Below are 19,845 nucleotides of genomic sequence, written 5' to 3' on the forward strand. Positions count from 1 at the left end.
ATCAATCGCCCTCGTCCTCATAGCCAACCAGATGCAGCGGCCTGGCGGCGATGCCTTCGAGTTCGCACCAGCGCACCAGCGCCTCCTCGCGGCCATGCGTCACCCAGATTTCCTCGGCGCCGGTCTCCTTGATCGTCGCCGTCAGCTCGTCCCAGTCGGAATGGTCGGAGATGATCAGCGGCAGCTCGACGCCGCCCTGCTTGGCGCGCTGACGGATGCGCATCCAGCCTGAGGCGAAGCACGACATCGGGTCGGGAAAACGCCGCGCCCAGCGATCGGCGAAGGCGGATGGCGGGCCGACGACGATGGCGCCGGCAAAGTCGCTTTTTTGGCCGGTCTCGACGGTCGCCGGTTCCAATGCGCCGAGATCGATGCCCTGGCTCTGGTAATATTCGCTGAGTTTGGCCAGCGCGCCATGGATGTAGATCGGCTTTTCGTAGCCGGCATCGCGCAGCAGCCGCATGACGCGCTGCGCCTTGCCCAGCGCATAGGCGCCGACCAGATGCGTGCGCTCGGGAAACTGCTCGGTCGATCTCAGCAGCCGGGCAATCTCTTCGCTATCGGGCGGATGGCGGAACACAGGCAGACCGAAGGTCGCCTCGGTGATGAAGACATCGCATTTGAGCGGCTCGAACGGCTCGCAGGTCGCGTCCTTCTGGCGTTTATAGTCGCCGGACGCGACGATGCATCTGCCCTGATGCGCCACCTTGATCTGCGCCGAGCCCAGCACATGGCCGGCCGGATGAAAGCTGACGGCCACACCGTCAAGCGCAATCGTCTCGCCGAGCACCGCGGCTTGCGTCGTTCCGGCAAAACCTTCGCCGTAGCGCAGCCCCATAATATCGAGCGTCTGCTGCGTCGCCATCACCGAGCGGTGGCCGGAGCGGGCATGGTCGGAATGGCCATGTGTGATCAGCGCCCGATTGACCGGCCGCACCGGGTCGATGAAGAAATCGCCGGGCGGGCAATACAGCCCTTCCGGCCGGGGATGAAGCAGGTCGCTGGCGCGCATGGCCCCAAGATAGGCGCTAATTCCGGCGCGGGAAGCCTGTTGTAAGTCACTGCTGACTCCAGCATAGAGCGCAAGCCGGCTGCAAACACCCGGCGGAACCCGACCACATGAAACCGCTCCAGACCTCGTCCGGCGATTTGACCGCCGACCGCCGCGCCGACTATGCCGAAATGCTCTATGCATCCGGCGATCATGCGGCAGCGGCGGAATTGCTGCTCGGCGCGCTCGAACTGGCGCCGCACTGGGCGGCCGGCTGGTTCCGCCTCGGCGAGATGCAGGAAGCAGCGAGCGCGCCCGATCTCGCCGCGCAGGCCTGGGCGACGGCACTGCGGCTCGACCCGGCGGACCGGCTCGGCGCGGCGCTCAAGCTGCAATTGATCGGCAGGGCAGCGGCGGCCCCGGCGCCGCCCAGCGCCTTTGTCGAGACGCTGTACGACCACTATGCCAGGAGCTTCGAGGGTGAACTGGTCGACAGGCTAGGCTATCGTCTGCCCGAATGCCTCGACCGCGCCATCCGGGCAGCACGGCCGGGCCGGTTTTCGCTGGTGCTCGATCTCGGCTGCGGCACCGGCCTGATGGGCCAGAAGCTGCGGCCGATCGCCGATCGGCTAGAGGGTTACGACATCTCGGCCGGCATGCTGAGGCAGGCGCGCGCCAAAAGCGTCTACGATCTGCTCGTCAAAACGGACCTGCAGGAGTTTTGCTATTCTGGCCCGAAAGCCGATCTGGTGACGGCGGCCGATGTGTTCATCTATGTCGGCGCACTCGACAGGGTGGTGAACAAGATTGCCGGAATGCTTGCCGGCGGCGGTCTGTTTGCGTTCTCCATCGAGACGCTCCCCGGCGGCGAATCGTCCGGCAGCGTCGGCTTCGCCCTGCAGCCGTCGCGCCGCTACGCGCATTCGCAAAGCTATGTAGAGCGGGTTCTGGACGCCAACGGCTTTTCGGTCCTGTCGCTGCAGCCAACCATTATCCGGCAGGATCGCCGCCAACCAGTCGAAGGGCTGGCCGTCGTGGCAAGCTTGCTTTCCGGCAGCGTAAAATCTGGCTAAGACTCCTGCCGCTGCGCAGGAGCGCGGCAGCTGCGAAAGACAAGGAGCACGTTCATGCGCTGGAACATGATGGTCTTGGCGTCTTGCCTGGCGACGGCCGGCTGCGTCGGCAATTCGATGTCCGAACGGCAGGACGAAAACGTCCAGTCCTCGCTGCTATACGACAAGGTGCCTTGCGATCAATTGCTGGCGCAGCGCAACGGCCTGGCGCAGCAATATCATTTGCCGGTGGACGCCAAGCCGTCCTTCTCCAATCCGGCGACGGGCTTCGGCCCGTTCACGCCGGACATGCGCTCAAAAGCCAAGCGTGACGCCGACCAGGCAAGCGGCAAGATCGATGCCATGAACCGGTCGATCAGCCGCCGCGAATGCGGCAAGCCGCCCAAGCAGAACAAGCTCGGCCTGACCTGACCGGATCCTAATCCGCCACCTTCCACTGCTCGCGCGAGGCGCTGGCGGGATAGACGCCGAGAATGCGCATTTCGCGCGAGAAGAAGCGCAACTCGTCGAGCGCCAGCTTCACCAGCGGATCGTCGGGATGGCCCTCTATGTCGGCGTAGAACAGCGTCGCCGTGAACGCGCCGAGCTGGTAGCTTTCCAGCTTGGTCATGTTGATGCCGTTGGTGGCGAACCCGCCCATCGCCTTGTAGAGCGCCGCCGGCACGTTGCGCACGCGGAAGATGAAGGTCGTCATCATCCTGGCGTCGGCGGAGGGGCGTTCGGCCCATTGCTTGTTCTTGGTCAGCACGACGAAGCGGGTGACGTTGCTGTCGGTATCCTCGACATTCTCCTCGATGATGTCGAGCCCGTAGAGCGTCGAGGCCAGGGCCGGCGCCAGCGCGGCCATGGTGCGGTCCTTCATCGCGGCGACCATCTTGGCGGCGCCCGCGGTGTCGCCGGCCACCGTCGCCTTCCAGCCGTTCTTGCGGATGTATTTGCGGCATTGGCCGAGGGCGTGGATGTGGCTGTGCACGGTCCTGATCTCGTCGCGCCTGACGCTGGGTAGCACCATCAGCTGGAAGTGGATCGGCAGGAAGTATTCGCCGATGATGTGCAGCTTCGATTCCGGCAAGAGGTGATGGATGTCGGCGACGCGGCCGGCAATGGTGTTCTCGATCGGGATCATCGCCAGATCGGCCTTGCCGGTCTCGACGGCGTTGAAGGCGTCCTCGAAGGTCGGGCACGGCAACGGCTCCATCGACGGGAACATGTTGCGGCAAGCGGTGTCGGAATTGGCGCCCGGCTCGCCCTGGAAGGATATTTTGTTGGTCTTTTCAGGCATGCGCAGAGTCTCGGGAATTGGGGGAATTTCTTAGTTGGAAAGGAGCGCCCTGGCGCGTTCGAGATCGTCCGGCGTATCGACGCCCAGCGGCACCGACTGCACGATCTCCGCATCGATGCGCATGCCGGCCTCAAGCGCCCGCAACTGCTCCAGCCGCTCGCGGCGCTCCAGCGGCGACGGCCTCAGCGCAACGAAGCGCTCGAGTGCGGCGCGGCGATAGGCATAGAGGCCGATATGATGGTAGACCGGGCCTTCGCCCCAGGGTGCGGTGGCGCGGGTGAAATAGAGCGCCCTGAGCCTCGTCGCCGAGAGTGGCGAGCCGACCAGCTTGACGACGTTCGGATTGGTCTTTTCCTCGTCGCGGACGATCTCGACGCAGAGCGTGGCGATGTCGACCGCCGCGTTCTCGAAAGGCTTAAGCGCGGCGCCGATAATAAGGGGGTCGATGGTCGGCAGATCGCCCTGCACATTGACGACCGTCTCGACGCTGTTGCCAGGGTCGAGAATGGTCAGCGCTTCGAAGATGCGGTCGGAGCCGGTTTCGTGGTCCGCCCGCGTCATCACCGCCTCGAAACCATGCGCGCGCACCGCCTCCGCAACGCCTTGCGTATCGGTGGCGACGACCACCCGGCCGAGCCCGGCCTCGGCGGCGCGGCGGGCGACGTGGACGATCATCGGAGTGCCGGCAATGTCGGCCAGCGGCTTGCCCGGCAGGCGCGTCGAGGCCATGCGGGCCGGGATCAGGATGAGCGTGGACATGAGGCGGGCAGGGGCTCGAAAAAGAGGAGGACAAAAGTGGCAAAAGGTCTCACTGGCAGCGCCCTTATAGGTGTTGCAACGCCGGAGCAAAAGACCTAGTTTCCGCGCGATTTGACCGCCTCGCAGGGTGGTTCACGATACCGACGGACGGAGTGGACGGATCGGTCCGCCGGAAAAGGGAGCCTGGGGCGTATGGATTCCAACGAAGTCAACAAGCTGCTCGCCGCTTTCCTCGGCACGGTGTTCATTGTCTTTTCCGTTGGCATCGTATCCGACGCGCTGTTTGCCTCGCCGGCGCCGGAAAAGCCCGGCTTCGCCATCGAGGCGACCGAGCCCGCCGAAGGCGGCCCGGCCGCGCCCGCCGCGGAGGCCAAGCCGATCGCCGAGCTGCTGACCACTGCCAGCGCCGAAGCGGGCGCCGCCATCTTCAAGAAATGCCAGGCCTGCCATTCCGGCGAAAAGGGCGGCCCCAACAAGGTCGGCCCCGATCTGTGGGACATTATCGACCGTCCGGTCGCCGAGCATGAGGGCTTTGCCTATTCGGCCGGCATGAAGGAGTTCTCCAAGGGCGGCAGCGAGAAGTGGACCTACGACAATCTCAACCACTTCATCACCTCGCCGAAGAAGTTCGTGAAGGGCACCGCGATGGGCTTCGCCGGCCTGCCGAAGGACGAGGACCGCGCCAACGTCATCGCCTATCTGCGCACGCTGTCGGACAATCCGAAGCCGCTGCCGGCGCCCGGCGCCTCGGCCGAAAACGCGCCCGCCAAGCCGGCCGAAGGTGCAGCCCCTGCCAAGCCGGCAGAAGGCGCGGCGCCAGCCGCTCCGGCCGCAAAATAACAAAACGGTAATGATATAATCCTTGAAAAAGCCGGGTTCAGCCCGGCTTTTTCGTTAGGAAAAATGCATATGCGACGACAAAGCCGCTCCCTTGCGGTTTTCAGCGCCGCCAAATGATCTAGATTGGGCCCAGACGCTATGGTGACGGCGCTATATCGCGAAGAGGAGAACGCATGACGGTTGGCCGAGCGCGGACGCTTCTGAAATCGGTGCTGATGCTGGCTGCTTTTGCCGGCGGCCTGCAGGCGGCCTTAGCGGACGAATGGCGCACGACCTCGTCGCTGATCGGCGAATCCAAATATGGCGATAATTTCCAGCACTACGATTACGTCAATCCGGATGCACCCAAGGGCGGCACGCTGAATTCCGTGGTGCTTGGTACGTTCGACAGCTTCAATCCCTACATCGTGCAGGGTTCGCCGGCTGCCGGCTTCGCGCAGTTTGGCGGCGGCCTGCTCTACGACACGCTGATGGAGCAGGCGACCGACGAGGGCAGCACCAGCCATCCGCTGATCGCCGACGCCTACAAGTATCCGGCCGACTATTCCTCGGCGACCTACCGGCTCGATCCGCGGGCGAAATGGCACGACGGCCAGCCGATCACCACCGACGACGTGATCTGGTCGTTCCAGGTGCTGAAGGCCAACAGTCCGCAATATAGCCGCTATTTCGAAAACGTCACCGACGCGGTCGCGATCTCCGACCGCGAGGTGGAGTTCCATTTCAGCCAGAAGGGCAACCGCGAACTGCCCAAGATTCTCGGCGATCTCGTCGTATTGCCCAAGCACTGGTGGGAAGGTACCGACGCGAACGGCAAGAAGCGCGATGTCACAAAGCCGACGCAGGAGCCGCCGCTCGGCTCGGCCGCCTACAAGATCGCCAGCTTCAAGCCGGGCTCGGAAATCGTCTGGCAGCGCGTCCCGGACTACTGGGGTGCCAAGCTGCCGGTGAAGATCGGCCGCGAGAATTCCGACAGGCAGCGTTTCACCTATTTTCTCGACGACAATGCCGCCTGGCAGGCCTTCACCAAGGGCGGCTTGGACGACATCAAGCCGGAGAACAGTTCGAGGCGCTGGAACACGGCCTATAATTTCCCGGCAGTCCAGGCCGGCGACGTCATCAAGAAGGAATTCAAGACCGCGTCGCCCGAACCGATGCAGGCCTTCATGCTTAACACCAGGCGCCCGCTGTTTGGGGATCGCCTGGTGCGCGCCGCGCTGATGTATCCGTTCGATTTCGAGACGATGAACAGGACCCTGTTCTTCGGTTCCAACACCCGCACCAGCAGCTATTTCCAGGGCACGGAACTGGCGTCGAGCGGCCTGCCGCAAGGCAAGGAGCTCGAAATCCTGGAGCAGTACCGCGACAAGCTGCCGCCCGAAGTCTTCACCCAGGAATTCAAGCTGCCCGTCTACGACACCCCGCAGGCTGAGCGCAAATACCTGAAGACCGCGGTCGATCTGTTCGCCAAGGCCGGCTGGGTGATCAAGGGCGGCAAGATGGTCAACGCCACGACTGGGGAACCATTCAAATTCGAAATCCTCGGCTGGAACGACACCGACCAGGTGATCGCCAGCCCCTACATAGCCAATCTGCGTAAGATCGGCGTCGACGCGACGCTGCGCCTGATCGACCAGACCCAGTATATCAACCGCGTCACCCATTTCGACTTTGACGTGGTCACTTCGATACTCGGCCAGTCGGACTCTCCCGGTAATGAACAGCGCGATTTCTGGAGCTCCAAGGCCGCCGATTCGCCGGGATCGCGCAATTACGCCGGCATCAAGAATCCGGTCGTCGATGCGCTGGTCGACCGGATCATCTATGCCACCGACCGCGACGATCTCGTTGCCGCCACCCATGCGCTCGATCGGGTGCTGTTGTGGAATTTCTACGTCGTGCCGCAATATTACCGCGCCGTGGTCTGGCTGGCCTACTGGAACAAGTTCGGTATACCGGAAAAACAGCCCGCCTATAGCGGCGTCGACCAGAATTCCTGGTGGATCGATCCGGTCAAGGAAAAGGCGCTGGCGGCCAAATACAAGAGTGGCAATTGATGACGGCGCTGCCCCGTCGCGACTTCCTCGCCCTGGGCGGTGCCGCCGCGGCCGCAGCGCTGCTGCCCGGCCGGGCTTTCGCCACGATTCCGACCGGCGTGAAGCTGCACGGCCTGTCGGCCTTCGGCGATCTCAAATATCCTCCGGATTTCACGCATTTCGACTATGTCAATCCGGACGCTCCCAAGGGCGGCCGGATGAATTTCGCTCCGCCGAACTCCACCCTCAATCAGAGCTTCCTGACTTTCAACACGCTGAACTCGCTGGTGCTGAAAGGGGATTCGCCGCCGCGTACCGAGCTCTGCTTCGATTCGCTGATGGCAAGGGCAGTCGATGAGCCGGATGCGGTCTACGGCCTGCTGGCCGAATCCGTCACCTTGTCGCAGGACCGCAATGGCTACCGCTTCAGCCTGCGGCCGCAAGCGCGTTTCCATGATGGCTCGCCGCTGACCGCCGAAGACATTGCCTTCGCCTTGAACCTCTACAAAGACCGGGGACATCCGAACCTTTCCCAGGCGCTGCGGCATATGACGGATGCGGTCGCAGTCGATCCGCTTACGGTCAACCTTACCTTCAACGGCCAGCAGTCCGCGCAGAATATCCTCGCCGTCGTCGCAATGCCGATCGTGTCCAAAGCTTTCTATACGGCCAATGATTTCGACGCCTCGACGATGACCCCTCCGCTCAGCTCCGGGCCGTACCGAATGGGGCGGGTCGTGGCCGGGCAGACTGTCGAATATGAACGCGTCGCCGATTATTGGGGCCGCGATCTGGCCGTGAACCGCGGGCTTAATAATTTCGACCGCATCCGTATCGATTTCTATCTCGATCGCCAGGCAGCCTTTGAAGCGTTCAAGAAAGGGGATACGCATTTTCGCGAGGAGTTCACCGCGCGGGTATGGGCGACCGGCTACGATTTTCCGGCGCTGAAGGATGGCAGGGTCCTCAAACGCGAATTTCCCGGCGAGAAAACGCCCTCCATGCAGGCTGCCGCGCTGAACCAGCGCCGCCCTCAGTTCCGCGACGTACGCGTGAGACGGGCAATCGCCTATTGCTTCGACTTCGAATGGACCAAACGGGTGCTGTTTTTCGGTTCTTACGAGCGTTCGCAATCGAACTTCGAGCGATCGGATTACAAGGCCGAGGGCCTGCCCTCATCCCAGGAACTGAAACTCCTGGAGCCGTTTCGAGCCGAGTTGCCGCCGGAGACCTTCGGCGAACCGGTGATGCAACCCGTCTCCGACGGTTCCGGACACGACCGCAAGCTGCTGCGCGAGGCTTCGGGGCTGCTCGCTGAAGCCGGCTGGAAGCGAGCGAGCAATTTCGTCGTCAACGACGAAGGCGAGCGACTGCAGGTGGAAATGCTGGCCGAGGACGAGGGGTTGGTTCGCATTTTCGCGCCGTGGTCCGAGAATATGAAGGCGATCGGGATCGATGCTTCGATCCGGCAGGTCGACTCGACGCAATTCGAAGCGCGGCAGAGCAACTACGATTTCGACTTCAACATGCTCGCATGGTCGATCGGAGCGACGCCTACCGCCGACGGCTTGGAGATCCTCTATGCTTCCCCGATGGCGAAAACGCCGGGGATGCGCAACTATCCGGGTACGGAAAGCAAAGCCATCGACGCGCTGATCGAGGCAGCCGGCAAGGCGCAGAGCCGCATCGAACTCGTCACCGCGCTCAATGCGCTCGATCGGGTCTTGCGCGCGCGGCTAGACTGGATTCCAACATATCATCTGGCGAATCACCGAGCGGCGTTCTGGGACATGTTCGGCTTTCCCGCTCAAAAGCCGGATTACGACTTCCCGGTCGAGACGTCGTGGTGGTTCGACAAAGACAAGGCGGCAAAGATTGGCAAAGGCTGAATTTCTTGCGGGCGTTGGCGCCGCCCCTCACCTGCCTGCCGGCATCCTCTCCCCGTATAGCGACGGGGAGAGGGGTGCCTTCGCCGGGGATTTCGCCAACTACAAACGTCGCAACAAAGGCGCCGAGACTGCGGCCAGCCCCTTTCTCCCCGTCCCTATACGGGGAGAAATGTCCGGCAGGACAATGAGGGGCGGCGCCAATGTTGAAAATTGGTCTGAGGCGATTGGCTTGGGCGCAATGGTCCTCCTCAAGGAAGAAAACATCTGATGGGCGCCTATATACTGCGCCGCATCCTGTTGATGATCCCGACCCTGTTCGGCATCATGGCGGTGTCCTTTGCCGTCATCCAGTTCGCGCCGGGCGGGCCGGTCGAGCAGGTCATCGCCAGGCTGACCAACCAGGGCGGCAGCGATCGCCTCGGCGGCGGCGGGGGTGATGCCGGCGGCGCCAATTTCGATGTCGCCGGTGACGTCGGTTCGAAATACCGCGGCGCGCAAGGGCTCGACCCGGAATTCATCAAGAAGCTGGAGAAGCAGTTCGGTTTCGACAAGCCGCCGCTCGAACGCTTCGGCATGATGTTGTGGAACTATCTCCGCTTCGATTTCGGCGACAGCTATTTCCGCGACATATCGGTGCTCGACCTGATCCTGGAAAAGATGCCGGTGTCGATCTCGATCGGGCTGTGGATCACGCTTTTATCCTACCTGATCTCGATCCCGCTCGGCATCCGCAAGGCGGTCAAGGACGGCTCCACCTTCGATGTCTGGACCAGCGGCGTCGTCATCGTCGGTTACGCCATTCCGGGTTTCCTGTTCGGCATATTGCTGATGGTGCTGTTTGCCGGCGGCTCGTTCTGGGACTGGTTCCCGTTGCGCGGAATCACCTCGGACAATTGGGACCAATTGTCATGGCCGGCGCGGATCGTCGACTATTTCTGGCACATGACCTTGCCGTTGACGGCGCTGGTGCTGTCGGCCTTCGCCACGACGACGCTTTTGACCAAGAATTCCTTCCTCGAGGAAATCCGCAAGCAATATGTGGTCACCGCCCGCGCCAAGGGCCTGTCGGAGCGGCAGGTGCTTTATGGCCACGTCTTCCGCAACGCCATGCTGATCGTCATCGCCGGTTTTCCCGGCGCCTTCATCTCGGCCTTTTTCACCGGGTCGCTGCTGATCGAGAACATCTTTTCGCTCGACGGCCTCGGCCTGCTCGGCTTCAACTCGGTCGTGCAGCGCGACTATCCGGTGGTCTTCGCCAATCTCTACATCTTCTCGCTGCTTGGCCTGTTCGTCGGGCTGCTGTCCGACCTGATCTACACCTGGGTCGATCCGCGCATCGACTTCGAGCGGAGAGACGTCTGATGGCGCAAGCCGCAGCCGAAACGGCGCCGCCTCGGATCGCGCGGCCCTTCCTGTCGCCGCTCAACCAGCGGCGCCTGCAGAACTTCAAGTCCAACCGACGCGGCTACTGGTCGTTGTGGATCTTCCTGTTCCTGTTCGTGCTGTCGCTGGGTTCGGAACTGGTCGCCAACGACAAGCCGATCATCGCCTCCTACAAGGGCGAGATCCTGTTTCCCGTCCTGGTCGCCTATCCCGAGGAGAAGTTCGGCGGCTTCTATGCGGTCACCGACTACCGCGACCCGGTCATCCAGGACGAGATCAATGCCAATGGCTGGATGATCTGGCCGCCGGTGCGCTACTCCTACCAGACCGTCAACAACGCAATTCCAGAGGCAGCACCCACCAAGCCGTCCTGGCTCTACGACAAGAAGACGCGCTGCAACCAGTATCCGAAAGGCGAGGCGGACCCCAATTGCAACGTCGGCAATTGGAACTGGCTGGGCACCGATGACCAGGCCCGCGACGTGCTGGCGCGCGTCATCTACGGCTTCAGGATATCGGTGCTGTTTGGCCTGATCCTGACTGCCGGCTCGGCGCTGATCGGTGTGGCGGCCGGCGCCCTGCAGGGCTATTTCGGCGGCTGGACCGACCTTCTGTTCCAGCGCTTCATCGAGATCTGGTCGGCGATACCGGTGCTGTATCTGCTCCTGATCGTCGCCGCCATCCTGCCGCCCGGCTTCTTCATCCTGCTCGGATTGATGCTGCTGTTTTCGTGGGTGGCACTGGTCGGCGTGGTGCGGGCCGAGTTCCTGCGCGCCCGGAATTTCGAATATGTCAATGCGGCGCGCGCGCTCGGCGTGTCCAACATCACCATCATGTTCCGGCATCTGCTGCCCAACGCCATGGTGGCGACGCTGACCTTCCTGCCGTTCCTGCTCAGCGGCTCGATCTCGACGCTGACCTCGCTCGACTATCTCGGCTTCGGCCTGCCGCCCGGCTCCGCCTCGCTCGGCGAGCTGTTGAAGCAGGCGCAGCGCAACCTCAACGCCCCCTGGCTCGGCATTTCCGGCTTCGTCGTCATCTCGCTGATGCTGTCTCTGCTGGTCTTCGTCGGCGAGGCCACGCGCGACGCCTTCGATCCGCGCAAGACGTTCAGATGAGCGAAACCCCACTGCTCTCGGTCCAAGACCTCAGCGTCGCCTTCACGCAAGGCGGCGACCAGTCGATCGCCGTCGACCATATCTCCTTCGACCTCGCCAAGGGCGAGACGGTGGCGCTGGTCGGCGAATCCGGCTCCGGCAAGTCGGTCACCGCGCTGTCGGTGCTGAAGCTGCTGCCCTATCCGACCGCCAGCCACCCGTCGGGAAAGATCCTGTTCCTCGGCGCCGACCTGCTTGCCGCGGACGAGAGAGACCTGCGCCGCGTGCGCGGCAACAAGATCACCATGATCTTCCAGGAACCGATGACCTCGCTCAACCCGCTGCACACGATCGAGCAGCAGATCGTCGAGGTGCTGAAGCTGCACCAGGGCCTGGGCGATCGCAACGCCAAGGCGCGCACGCTGGAACTTCTGCACGAGGTCGGCATCCGCGAGCCGGAGAAGCGGCTCGACGCTTATCCGCACCAGCTTTCCGGTGGCCAGCGCCAGCGCGTCATGATCGCCATGGCGCTCGCCAACGAGCCTGAACTCTTGATCGCCGACGAGCCGACGACGGCGCTCGACGTCACCGTCCAGGCGCAGATCCTCGAATTGCTGGCCGGCCTGAAAAGCCGCAAGAACATGGCGATGCTGTTCATCACCCACGATCTCGGCATCGTCAGGAAGATCGCCGACCGGGTCTGCGTGATGACCAAGGGCAAGATCGTCGAGACCGGCCCGACCAAGGCGATATTCGCCAATCCGCAGCACGCCTATACGCGGCATCTGCTTGCCGCTGAGCCGAAAGGCAAGCCGCCGGCGGCCAACCAAGCCGCCAAGCCGGTGATGGTCGGCAAGGACGTCAAGGTCTGGTTTCCGATCAAGAAGGGCTTCTTCCGGCGCACCGTCGACAATGTGAAGGCGGTCGACGGCATCGACGTCACCGTCCGGGCCGGTCAGACGCTTGGCGTCGTCGGCGAATCCGGCTCGGGCAAGACGACGCTCGGCCTGGCGCTGGCCAGGATGATCTCGTCGACCGGGACCATCCAGTTCAACGGACGCGGCATCGATCAGCTGTCCTTCAACGAAATGCGGCCGCTGCGGCGCGAGCTGCAGATAGTTTTCCAGGATCCGTTCGGCTCGCTCAGTCCGCGTATGTCGGTCGCCGAGATCATCGAGGAAGGGTTGAAGATCCACGAGCCGAAACTGTCCCCCGATGCGCGTGACGAGCGTGTCGTCGACGTGCTGAAGGAAGTCGGCCTCGATCCGGCGACGCGCAACCGCTATCCGCACGAATTCTCCGGCGGCCAGCGCCAGCGCGTCGCCATCGCGCGCGCCATGGTGCTCAACCCGCGTTTCGTCATGCTGGACGAGCCGACCTCGGCGCTCGACATGAGCGTGCAGGCGCAGGTCGTCGACCTCTTGCGCAGCCTGCAGGCCAAGCACGACCTCGCCTACCTCTTCATCAGCCACGATCTGAGGGTCATCCGCGCGCTCGCCAACGAAGTCATCGTCATGCGCAACGGCAGGATCGTCGAGGCCGGTCCTTCCGAACAGATTTTCAGCAACCCGCGGACCGACTACACAAAGGCGTTGATCTCGGCCGCCTTCAAGATCGAAACGGCGCCGGTCGGCATCGTCAGCGAGTAGATTTTCGCCAGAGATCATGCACAAAATCAAAACGCTGCCGCGCCCTTGCGCGTCGGGACGCGAACGCTGTTGGTAAAAAGGGAAAAACGATCCGCAATGGAAAAAGGCCGCATCCTGCTCGCCCTCACCGGTATTCATCCGCTGCGCTGGCGCGAACTACTGTCGGCGGAGCGCGAAGTGGTGCTCGAGCCGAATGGCGCCGGCGATCCGTCGATCACCTATGCGGTGGTGTGGAAACAGCGGCCGAACCTGTTGTCGTCGCTGCCCAATCTGCGGGCTATCTTCTCGATCGGCGCGGGCGTCGACCACATTTTCGCCGATCCCACCTTGCCCGACGTACCGGTCGTCAAGGTGGTGGCCGACAACCTGACCCAGTACATGACCGAATACGTCGTCTGGCGGGTGCTCGACCACCATCGCCAGGGCATGCTCTACCGCGCCCAGCAGCAGAAGAAGATCTGGCACGAACCGCAGCAGCGGCCGGCCAACGACATCTCGGTCGGCATTATGGGGCTCGGCACGCTTGGCCGCGCGGCGGCATCGGTGCTGTTGTCGCTCGGCTTTCCCGTTAATGGCTGGTCGCGCAGCGATCGGCCGATGCAAGGTGTCTCGACTTACGCGGGCGAGGCCGGCCTGATCCCGTTCCTCAACGCCACCGACATCCTGGTGGTGCTGCTGCCGCTGACGCCACAGACGCACGGCATCATCAACCACGGCGTGCTGAAGGAGCTGCGCAAGCGCAACGGTCTCGGCGGCTCGGTGCTAATCAACGCCGGCCGCGGCAGGTTGCAGAAGGACGCCGACATTTTGCGCGCGCTGGACGACGGCACGCTGAAGGAAGCCAGCCTCGACGTGTTCGAGGTCGAGCCGCTGCCGAAGACCAGCCCGCTATGGAGCCATCCGAAAGTGTTCGTGACGCCGCATGCGGCGGCGACCTCCGATCCGGTCCACCTGGCGCCGATCATGCTGCGCCAGATGAACGCCTTCGAGCGCGGCGAAGCGCTGGAAAATGTCGTGGACCGCGACGCGGGATATTGATTTCCAGAGCACCGCTTTCCGGTCTCAGCCCCAGCCGAGCGGCACGTAGTCGATCTCCATGAACGCCGCGACTTCCGGGATCCAGCGGTCGCGGACGAAGGCGACGTGGTCGGGATGGTCGTTGTAGCCGGAGTAAGCCCGCTGATCGGCGAACTCCATCGAGAAGCCGAAGCGGTAGTCGTTCTTGGGGCTGACCTGCCGCAGCTGCTCGAAATGCGTGACGCCCTTTATCGCCGTGAGGATCCTCTTGGCGTCGGCGAGGAACCTTTTTTCCTCGAGCGAATGCGGCGGGTGTTTCAGCGTGAACACGACGGTGTGACGGATCATTTTCTGCTCCTGCGATGTCGATCCTGCTATGCGCTGTCGGCCCAGGCGCGGATCAGGTTATAGGCGATCGCCCCCTTCGGCGGCGTCACCAGGCCGCCCGGATGCTCCCTGGCCAGCATCGAGAGCACCTCGTCGCGAAAGAACCAGCGGCAATCTTCCAACTCGTTGAGGTCGGGCTGGATATCGTCGTTGAGCGGTTCGCCGAAGCAGCCGATCATCAGCGAATAGGGGAACGGCCAGGGCTGGCTGGCGTGGTAGACGACGCGGCCGAGCCGGATGCCGGCTTCCTCCAGCGTTTCGCGGCGCACCGCCGCCTCGATCGTCTCGCCCGGCTCGATGAAACCGGCGAGCGCCGAATACATGCCGGGCCCGAAATGCCGGCCGCGGCCGAGCAGGCATTTTTCGCGCGTCGCCGTCAGCATGATCGCCACCGGGTCGGTGCGCGGAAAGTGCTCGGTGCCGCAGGCCGGGCAATGCCGCTTGTAACCGCCCGCCCGCATCTCGGCTTCGGTGCCGCATTTGCTGCAGAAGCGATGGCTGGCATGCCAGGCGAGCAGCGCCGCCCCTTGCGCCAGCGCGCCGGCCGCCGCTTCGTCGATCAGCCCCTGCATATAGACCGAGCGATAGTCGATCGCCTTGATCGTCTCGGGAAGCTGCTCGGGCTCGACCCCGGCCGGCACCGCCAGCACCGGACCGCTTTCGGAAAAGCCGAGCAGGACGCCGTTTTCAAGCGATGCTTCGAGCGGCCGGCTTTCGGCCGCGCCGAACCAGGGGTCGAATGCGTCTTGCGCAAGCTTCAGATAGAGCCGGCCGCCACGCATCAGCAAAAGCCGCGCCGAGGGATCGGCGAGTGCCTTTTCGACGGAATCATCGGCGCGGTTTTCGGACTGCCGGTCGATAATGTTGCCGGCGAAGCCGACGAACTGGCTCGGCTCGCGCAAGGGCGCGTCAAACAGGCGAAAGCTCATGCAGACTCGGGAAGGTTCAAGGTGGACACGGGAGAGGCTTATAGCGCTGCCTTGATCTTTTCCGCAAACTTGCGAAGGTCGGAGCGTTGATAGGGCTCGCGCAGGCCGTGCCCCCACACCGGGCCGGGCCAGCCGGGATCGCCTTCCGAGCGCGCAATGACGTGTATATGCAACTGGCGCACGATGTTGCCGAGTGCGCCGGTGTTGATCTTGGTGCAGCCGGTCACGCGCTTGAGCGCCAGCGCCACCATGTTGGTCTCGAAGGTCAGCATCGCCTGGTCCAGCGGCGTCATGTCGTGGATTTCCTCGATGCCCGGCCGCTGCGGCACCAGCAGCAGCCACGGCCAGCGGCGGTCGTTCATGACGCGCAATTCGCACAGGCCGAGCCACATCAGCTGTTCGCTGTCGGCCTCCAGCTGGGCGTCAAGCGTGAATCCGGCCTTGAGGCCCGGCAGCATCGGCGTTTCTCTCACTTTTTGACGTTTTTTGAACTCCATCGACGCTAGAGCGGCTTCCGAAGGGCCGCAAGGGGCCGCAAGCAACATTGGCCGTCGTGGCGCTGATTGTTCGCGAAGAAGTGAGGGCCCGGGCAAAATTGCAGGGTTGGCGCTGCCCCGCCGAGGTCGACAATTTTGACCCCAGCCACATTTTGTTCTTGCTTTGTGCCGGCAGCTATGCTACTAATCTCGCTATGGTGATTATTCGCCCCAACGACCCGCCCGCCGAGGCGGGTTTTTGGTTTCAGCTGTCGCCGTCGCTCACGACCCCCATCATCCGCGCTTGCATTTCATCGCCGGATTGCCGATATGGAGGCTGGGAGGTTGGTGGTGGACGGTCCACTCGCCAACCGGGTCAGGTCCGGAAGGAAGCAGCCCTAACGAGCCCGGAACGGGTCATTGTTCCAGCCTCCCACCTCCTCGCCTTTTGCTCGACATTGACGGCGCCAAGCCGTGCGGGCGAAACTATGCGCAGGAATCGGCCGCCTCCAGTGGCAGCCCTTGGAGCTTAACGGGCGAATGAGCGAAGCCGGAAACGAGGCCGGGAAATTGGACAAGCCTGCCGCCTATCGGGTGCTAGCGCGCAAATACCGGCCGTCGAATTTCTCCGAGCTGATCGGCCAGGAGCCGATGGTCCGCACGTTGACCAATGCCTTTGCCACCGGCCGCATCGCCCAGGCCTGGATGCTGACCGGCGTGCGCGGCGTCGGCAAGACGACGACCGCGCGCATACTCGCGCGGGCCCTCAACTACAAGACCGCCACCGTCGACCAGCCGTCCGTCGACCTTGCCGTGCTCGGCGAGCATTGCCAGGCGATCATGGAAGGCCGGCATGTCGACGTCATCGAGATGGACGCCGCCTCGCATACCGGCATCGACGACATCAGGGACATCATCGAGCGCGTGCGCTACGCCCCGGTGTCGGCGCGCTACAAGGTCTACATCATCGACGAAGTGCACATGCTTTCCAACCAGGCCTTCAACGGCTTGCTGAAGACGCTGGAAGAGCCGCCGCCGCACGTCAAGTTCATCTTCGCCACCACCGAAATCCGCAAGGTGCCGATCACCGTCCTGTCGCGCTGCCAGCGTTTCGATCTCAGGCGCATCGATGCGGCGATGATCAAGGCCGACCTTGCCAGGATAGCCGGTCTGGAGGGCATCGAAGTCGAAGACGATGCGCTGGCGATGATCGCGCGCGCCGCCGAAGGCTCGATGCGCGATGCGCAGTCGATCCTCGACCAGGCGATCGCCCATGGCGGCGGCGCGGTCAGCGCCGAAGCGGTGCGTGCCATGCTCGGCCTCGCCGACCGTGCCCGCATCGTCGACCTGTTCGAACATGTCATGAAGGGCGACGTCGCCGCCGCGCTTGCCGAATTCCGTGCCCAGTACGATACCGGCGCCGATCCTGCCGCGGTGCTGACCGACCTTGCCGAGTTCAACCATCTGGTCACCCGTCTGCGTTTCGTGCCGGCTGCCATCGACGACGCCTCGCTGTCCGAGGACGAGCGCCGGCGCGGCGCCGATTTCGCCAGCACGCTGTCGGTCAAGGTGCTGTCGCGGACATGGCAGATGCTCTTGAAAGGCATTCCCGAGGTGCAGACCTCCAACCGCCCGGTCAGCGCCGCCGAGATGGTGCTGATCCGGCTGGCCCATGCCGCCGACCTGCCGACGCTGGACGAGGCGCTGAAATCGCTGGAGAACGGCGTGTCGCTGCCCGGCGCCGCGCCGCGCGCGAATGGCACGCCGGCAAGCCCCGGCCCCGCAAACCATACGCCTGCAAACGGTGGTGCCGGCGCCGTGGCGCAGACGCGGATGCCGACGGCCAATGGCGGCGCGCAGACGATGCGCCTGGTCGACGCCGAGCCCATGCCGACCAATTTCGTTGCTCCGCCGGAGCCGGTGGTCGAGGCGCCGCCGGTGCCGGTGAAATCGCTGGCCGACATTGTCGCCCTTGCCGACGCCCAGCGCGACATGGCCTTCAAGGTGCTGGTGAAGCGTTGCGTGCGCCTGGTGCGCATCGAGCCCGGCCGTATCGACGTCAGCCTGACCGACGATGCGCCGAAGATGCTGCTCAATGATTTGACCGCCAAGCTGCGCGCCTGGACGGGCCGCAACTGGCTGGTATCGCTGTCGAAGGAGGAGGGCGGCCAGACCTTGGCCGAGATGGAATCGACAAAGCGCGAAAACGCCTTCCTCGATGCCAAGAGCGACCCGACGGTCGCCGCCATCCTGGCGCGCTTTCCCGGCGCCAGGATCATCGACGTACGCATTCCCGACGCGCCGGAAGCCGATGCGGCCGAGGCCGAAGTGCCGGTCGAGCCGCCGGTCGACGACGACGAAACCTGAAACAACCAGCACCAACTGCAAAGGACAGTGCGATGAAAGATCTTCTCGGCCTGATGGGCAAGGCAAAGGAAATGCAGGCCAAGTTCCAGGCCATGCAGGATGAGATCGCCATGCTGGAAGCCACCGGGCAGGCCGGCGGCGGCCTGGTCAGCGTGACGCTGACCGGCAAATTCGAGATGAAGTCGCTGAAGATCGACCCGTCGCTGTTCAAGGAGGACGAGGTCGAGATTCTCGAGGACCTGCTCCTCGCTGCCCACAACGACGCCAGGACCAAGGTCGAGCAGACCATGCAGGAGAAGACCAAGGCGCTGACCGCGGGACTACCGATTCCGCCGGGAATGAAGCTGCCGTTCTAGAAACGCTAACAGCCCCCATAACCGAGGAGCCGCCCGCTGGGCCCATTCTACGAGCGTCGCAGCTTCCGCTGAATACCCTTAGGCCAGTCTTGTTCCACCAACTCCCGCCCGCCAGCTGTGTCTATTGGGCAACGCCCCACACTTAATAACGCTTTAGCCATCTTTTTGCCTGAAAGTGTCTCATTCTTGCCGCAACCAGGGGCGGGCTGGCAGCAGAATGAGGGGACGCCTGTTGATCTCTACCCGATGGAAGACGCCGTTGCGGCTCGGCGTCGTTATCTCGCCGCTGTTTTTGGCCGCTTGCAGTCAGACCGCCTCGCACGGTATGTCCAGCCTGACCGATGCCATTACGCCGGGTTTCCTGAGCTCGCGCTCCTACAATTCCACGCCCAAGGAGAAGGAATGCCTGGAGCGGGCGATGTTCTTCGAGTCCAACCGGTCGAGCCGTGACGGCATGATTGCGGTCGGCACGGTGGTGATGAACCGGCTGCGGTCCGGCAAGCACGGCAGCACCATCTGCGAAGTGGTTGGCGAGCGCGGGCAGTTCGCGCCGGGCGTAATGACCAGACCGATGAATTCGAAGGCGATGCCCGATGTCGAGGAAGCCGCCGAGGCGGTGCTCAAGGGCGAGCGCAAAGCCAAGCTGAAGAACACCATGTATTTCCACACCGCCGGCCTGCGTTTCCCCTACAACAACATGCACTACACCATGGTCGCCGGCGGCAATGCCTTTTATGAAAAGCGCGGCCGCAACTGGCAGCCGCTGCCGGACGAACCGGTGGTCGCCGTGGCCCAGGCCAAGCCGCAAGCGCCTGCCGCTCAGGCCATACTTGTCGCCTCGGCGGAGCCGGCACGCGAGGCCAAGCCGACATTTGCCAAGGCAACCTATGTGACCGCCGCTGCATCGCAGCCGGCAAAGCAGACCAGGGTGACTGCCGGAATGGCGACCTCGGAGAGGGCGACGGCGGAGAAGCCGATGCTTGTGGCGCTGCAGGAACCAATGCAGGAGCCGGATGCGGCCCGTTTTGGCGGGACCGTGAGCGCCCGGCCTGTCACCTCCTTCCAGGCCGCGCCGGCGGAACCGACAATGTCGTTCGAGGCGACACCCGAGAACACCGACGCGATCGGCGCTATGATCGCCGGCCAGACCCGGCCGCTGGAAGAAAACTGAGGCGGTCGATTGTTGAGGGCGCCGCCGCCCCTCATCTGGCTGCCGCCATCTTCTCCCCGTATAGTGACCTATCGGATTCACACATTTTGCAGATTGAGTTTGGTTCCGTACTTGATGGCGTGGAATTCGGCGAGGCCGATGCG

The 19,845-nt window shown here is 63.5% G+C and carries 19 protein-coding genes and 1 other RNA gene; 14 read left to right on the plus strand and 6 right to left on the minus strand.

The window, feature by feature from the left end; translation table 11 throughout:
- Position 1 precedes the first annotated feature (1 nt).
- A complete protein-coding gene (locus tag AC0L2Y_RS27100) occupies positions 2-1,012 on the minus strand; it encodes a ligase-associated DNA damage response exonuclease (protein WP_473560693.1) in 1,011 nt (336 codons plus the stop codon).
- 107 nt (positions 1,013-1,119) lie between these two features.
- Between AC0L2Y_RS27100 and AC0L2Y_RS27105 the strand changes: the two genes are divergently transcribed.
- Together AC0L2Y_RS27105 and AC0L2Y_RS27110 are read left to right on the plus strand one after the other, a co-directional pair.
- Positions 1,120-2,064 (plus strand): methyltransferase domain-containing protein, encoded by a 945-nt coding sequence (locus AC0L2Y_RS27105; RefSeq protein WP_473560694.1) that lies wholly within the window; start codon positions 1,120-1,122, stop codon positions 2,062-2,064.
- A 54-nt stretch (positions 2,065-2,118) separates the two neighbouring features.
- Complete coding sequence (locus AC0L2Y_RS27110; protein ID WP_473560696.1) at positions 2,119-2,475, plus strand: hypothetical protein; 357 nt, start codon at positions 2,119-2,121, stop codon at positions 2,473-2,475.
- A 7-nt stretch (positions 2,476-2,482) separates the two neighbouring features.
- On the opposite strand, the gene AC0L2Y_RS27115 is transcribed toward AC0L2Y_RS27110, so the two are convergent.
- Together AC0L2Y_RS27115 and AC0L2Y_RS27120 are read right to left on the minus strand one after the other, a co-directional pair.
- Positions 2,483-3,346 (minus strand): prephenate dehydratase, encoded by an 864-nt coding sequence (locus AC0L2Y_RS27115; protein WP_473560697.1) that lies wholly within the window; start codon positions 3,344-3,346, stop codon positions 2,483-2,485.
- A gap of 30 nt (positions 3,347-3,376) precedes the next feature.
- A complete protein-coding gene (locus AC0L2Y_RS27120; protein ID WP_473560698.1) occupies positions 3,377-4,105 on the minus strand; it encodes a 3-deoxy-manno-octulosonate cytidylyltransferase in 729 nt (242 codons plus the stop codon).
- A 192-nt stretch (positions 4,106-4,297) separates the two neighbouring features.
- On the opposite strand from AC0L2Y_RS27120, the gene AC0L2Y_RS27125 reads away from it, so the two are divergent.
- The 8 genes from AC0L2Y_RS27125 (at position 4,298) to AC0L2Y_RS27160 (ending at position 14,037) form a co-directional block, all read left to right on the plus strand.
- A complete protein-coding gene (locus AC0L2Y_RS27125; protein ID WP_473560700.1) occupies positions 4,298-4,945 on the plus strand; it encodes a c-type cytochrome in 648 nt (215 codons plus the stop codon).
- Positions 4,946-5,118: 173 nt separating this feature from the next.
- Complete coding sequence (locus AC0L2Y_RS27130; RefSeq protein WP_473560701.1) at positions 5,119-7,002, plus strand: extracellular solute-binding protein; 1,884 nt, start codon at positions 5,119-5,121, stop codon at positions 7,000-7,002.
- Entirely contained in the window at positions 7,002-8,870 is a 1,869-nt protein-coding gene (locus AC0L2Y_RS27135; RefSeq protein WP_473560703.1) for an extracellular solute-binding protein, read from the plus strand. The genes AC0L2Y_RS27130 and AC0L2Y_RS27135 overlap by 1 nt, the downstream gene beginning before the upstream one ends.
- On the plus strand, positions 8,857-9,138 hold the full coding sequence (locus AC0L2Y_RS27140) for a hypothetical protein (protein ID WP_352488118.1): 282 nt from the start codon (positions 8,857-8,859) through the stop codon (positions 9,136-9,138). The genes AC0L2Y_RS27135 and AC0L2Y_RS27140 overlap by 14 nt, the downstream gene beginning before the upstream one ends.
- Positions 9,138-10,232 carry a microcin C ABC transporter permease YejB gene (locus AC0L2Y_RS27145; RefSeq protein ID WP_352488119.1) on the plus strand — a complete coding sequence of 365 codons (1,095 nt, stop codon included), beginning with the start codon at positions 9,138-9,140 and terminating at the stop codon, positions 10,230-10,232. Before AC0L2Y_RS27140 ends, AC0L2Y_RS27145 begins: the two co-directional genes overlap by 1 nt.
- The gene (locus AC0L2Y_RS27150; protein ID WP_473560705.1) at positions 10,232-11,371 is read left to right on the plus strand and encodes an ABC transporter permease; all 1,140 of its coding nucleotides are present in this window, start codon (positions 10,232-10,234) and stop codon (positions 11,369-11,371) included. The genes AC0L2Y_RS27145 and AC0L2Y_RS27150 overlap by 1 nt, the downstream gene beginning before the upstream one ends.
- Positions 11,368-12,999, plus strand: a complete 1,632-nt coding sequence (locus tag AC0L2Y_RS27155; RefSeq protein ID WP_473560707.1) for an ABC transporter ATP-binding protein — start codon at positions 11,368-11,370, stop codon at positions 12,997-12,999. Before AC0L2Y_RS27150 ends, AC0L2Y_RS27155 begins: the two co-directional genes overlap by 4 nt.
- Positions 13,000-13,095: 96 nt before the next feature.
- A complete protein-coding gene (locus tag AC0L2Y_RS27160; RefSeq protein ID WP_473560708.1) occupies positions 13,096-14,037 on the plus strand; it encodes a 2-hydroxyacid dehydrogenase in 942 nt (313 codons plus the stop codon).
- A 24-nt stretch (positions 14,038-14,061) separates the two neighbouring features.
- On the opposite strand, the gene AC0L2Y_RS27165 is transcribed toward AC0L2Y_RS27160, so the two are convergent.
- From AC0L2Y_RS27165 to AC0L2Y_RS27175, 3 genes are read right to left on the minus strand one after another with little or no spacing between them, the layout of a single operon-like run.
- Positions 14,062-14,364 carry a Dabb family protein gene (locus tag AC0L2Y_RS27165; protein WP_292662251.1) on the minus strand — a complete coding sequence of 101 codons (303 nt, stop codon included), beginning with the start codon at positions 14,362-14,364 and terminating at the stop codon, positions 14,062-14,064.
- Between the two features lie 26 nt (positions 14,365-14,390).
- Positions 14,391-15,332, minus strand: a complete 942-nt coding sequence (gene nudC / locus AC0L2Y_RS27170) for an NAD(+) diphosphatase (protein WP_473560711.1) — start codon at positions 15,330-15,332, stop codon at positions 14,391-14,393.
- Between the two features lie 38 nt (positions 15,333-15,370).
- Positions 15,371-15,790, minus strand: coding sequence for an HIT family protein (locus AC0L2Y_RS27175; protein ID WP_352664323.1), 420 nt, complete (start codon positions 15,788-15,790; stop codon positions 15,371-15,373).
- Between the two features lie 358 nt (positions 15,791-16,148).
- On the opposite strand from AC0L2Y_RS27175, the gene ffs reads away from it, so the two are divergent.
- The 4 genes from ffs (at position 16,149) to AC0L2Y_RS27195 (ending at position 19,702) form a co-directional block, all read left to right on the plus strand.
- Positions 16,149-16,245, plus strand: an RNA gene (ffs, locus tag AC0L2Y_RS27180) — signal recognition particle sRNA small type.
- 103 nt (positions 16,246-16,348) lie between these two features.
- Positions 16,349-18,175, plus strand: a complete 1,827-nt coding sequence (locus AC0L2Y_RS27185) for a DNA polymerase III subunit gamma/tau (protein WP_473560713.1) — start codon at positions 16,349-16,351, stop codon at positions 18,173-18,175.
- 32 nt (positions 18,176-18,207) lie between these two features.
- A complete protein-coding gene (locus AC0L2Y_RS27190) occupies positions 18,208-18,531 on the plus strand; it encodes a YbaB/EbfC family nucleoid-associated protein (protein WP_352488128.1) in 324 nt (107 codons plus the stop codon).
- Positions 18,532-18,763: 232 nt separating this feature from the next.
- Positions 18,764-19,702 carry a cell wall hydrolase gene (locus AC0L2Y_RS27195; RefSeq protein ID WP_473560715.1) on the plus strand — a complete coding sequence of 313 codons (939 nt, stop codon included), beginning with the start codon at positions 18,764-18,766 and terminating at the stop codon, positions 19,700-19,702.
- Positions 19,703-19,845 lie beyond the last annotated feature (143 nt).

It is taken from the genome of Mesorhizobium sp. WSM4830 (assembly GCF_055811495.1).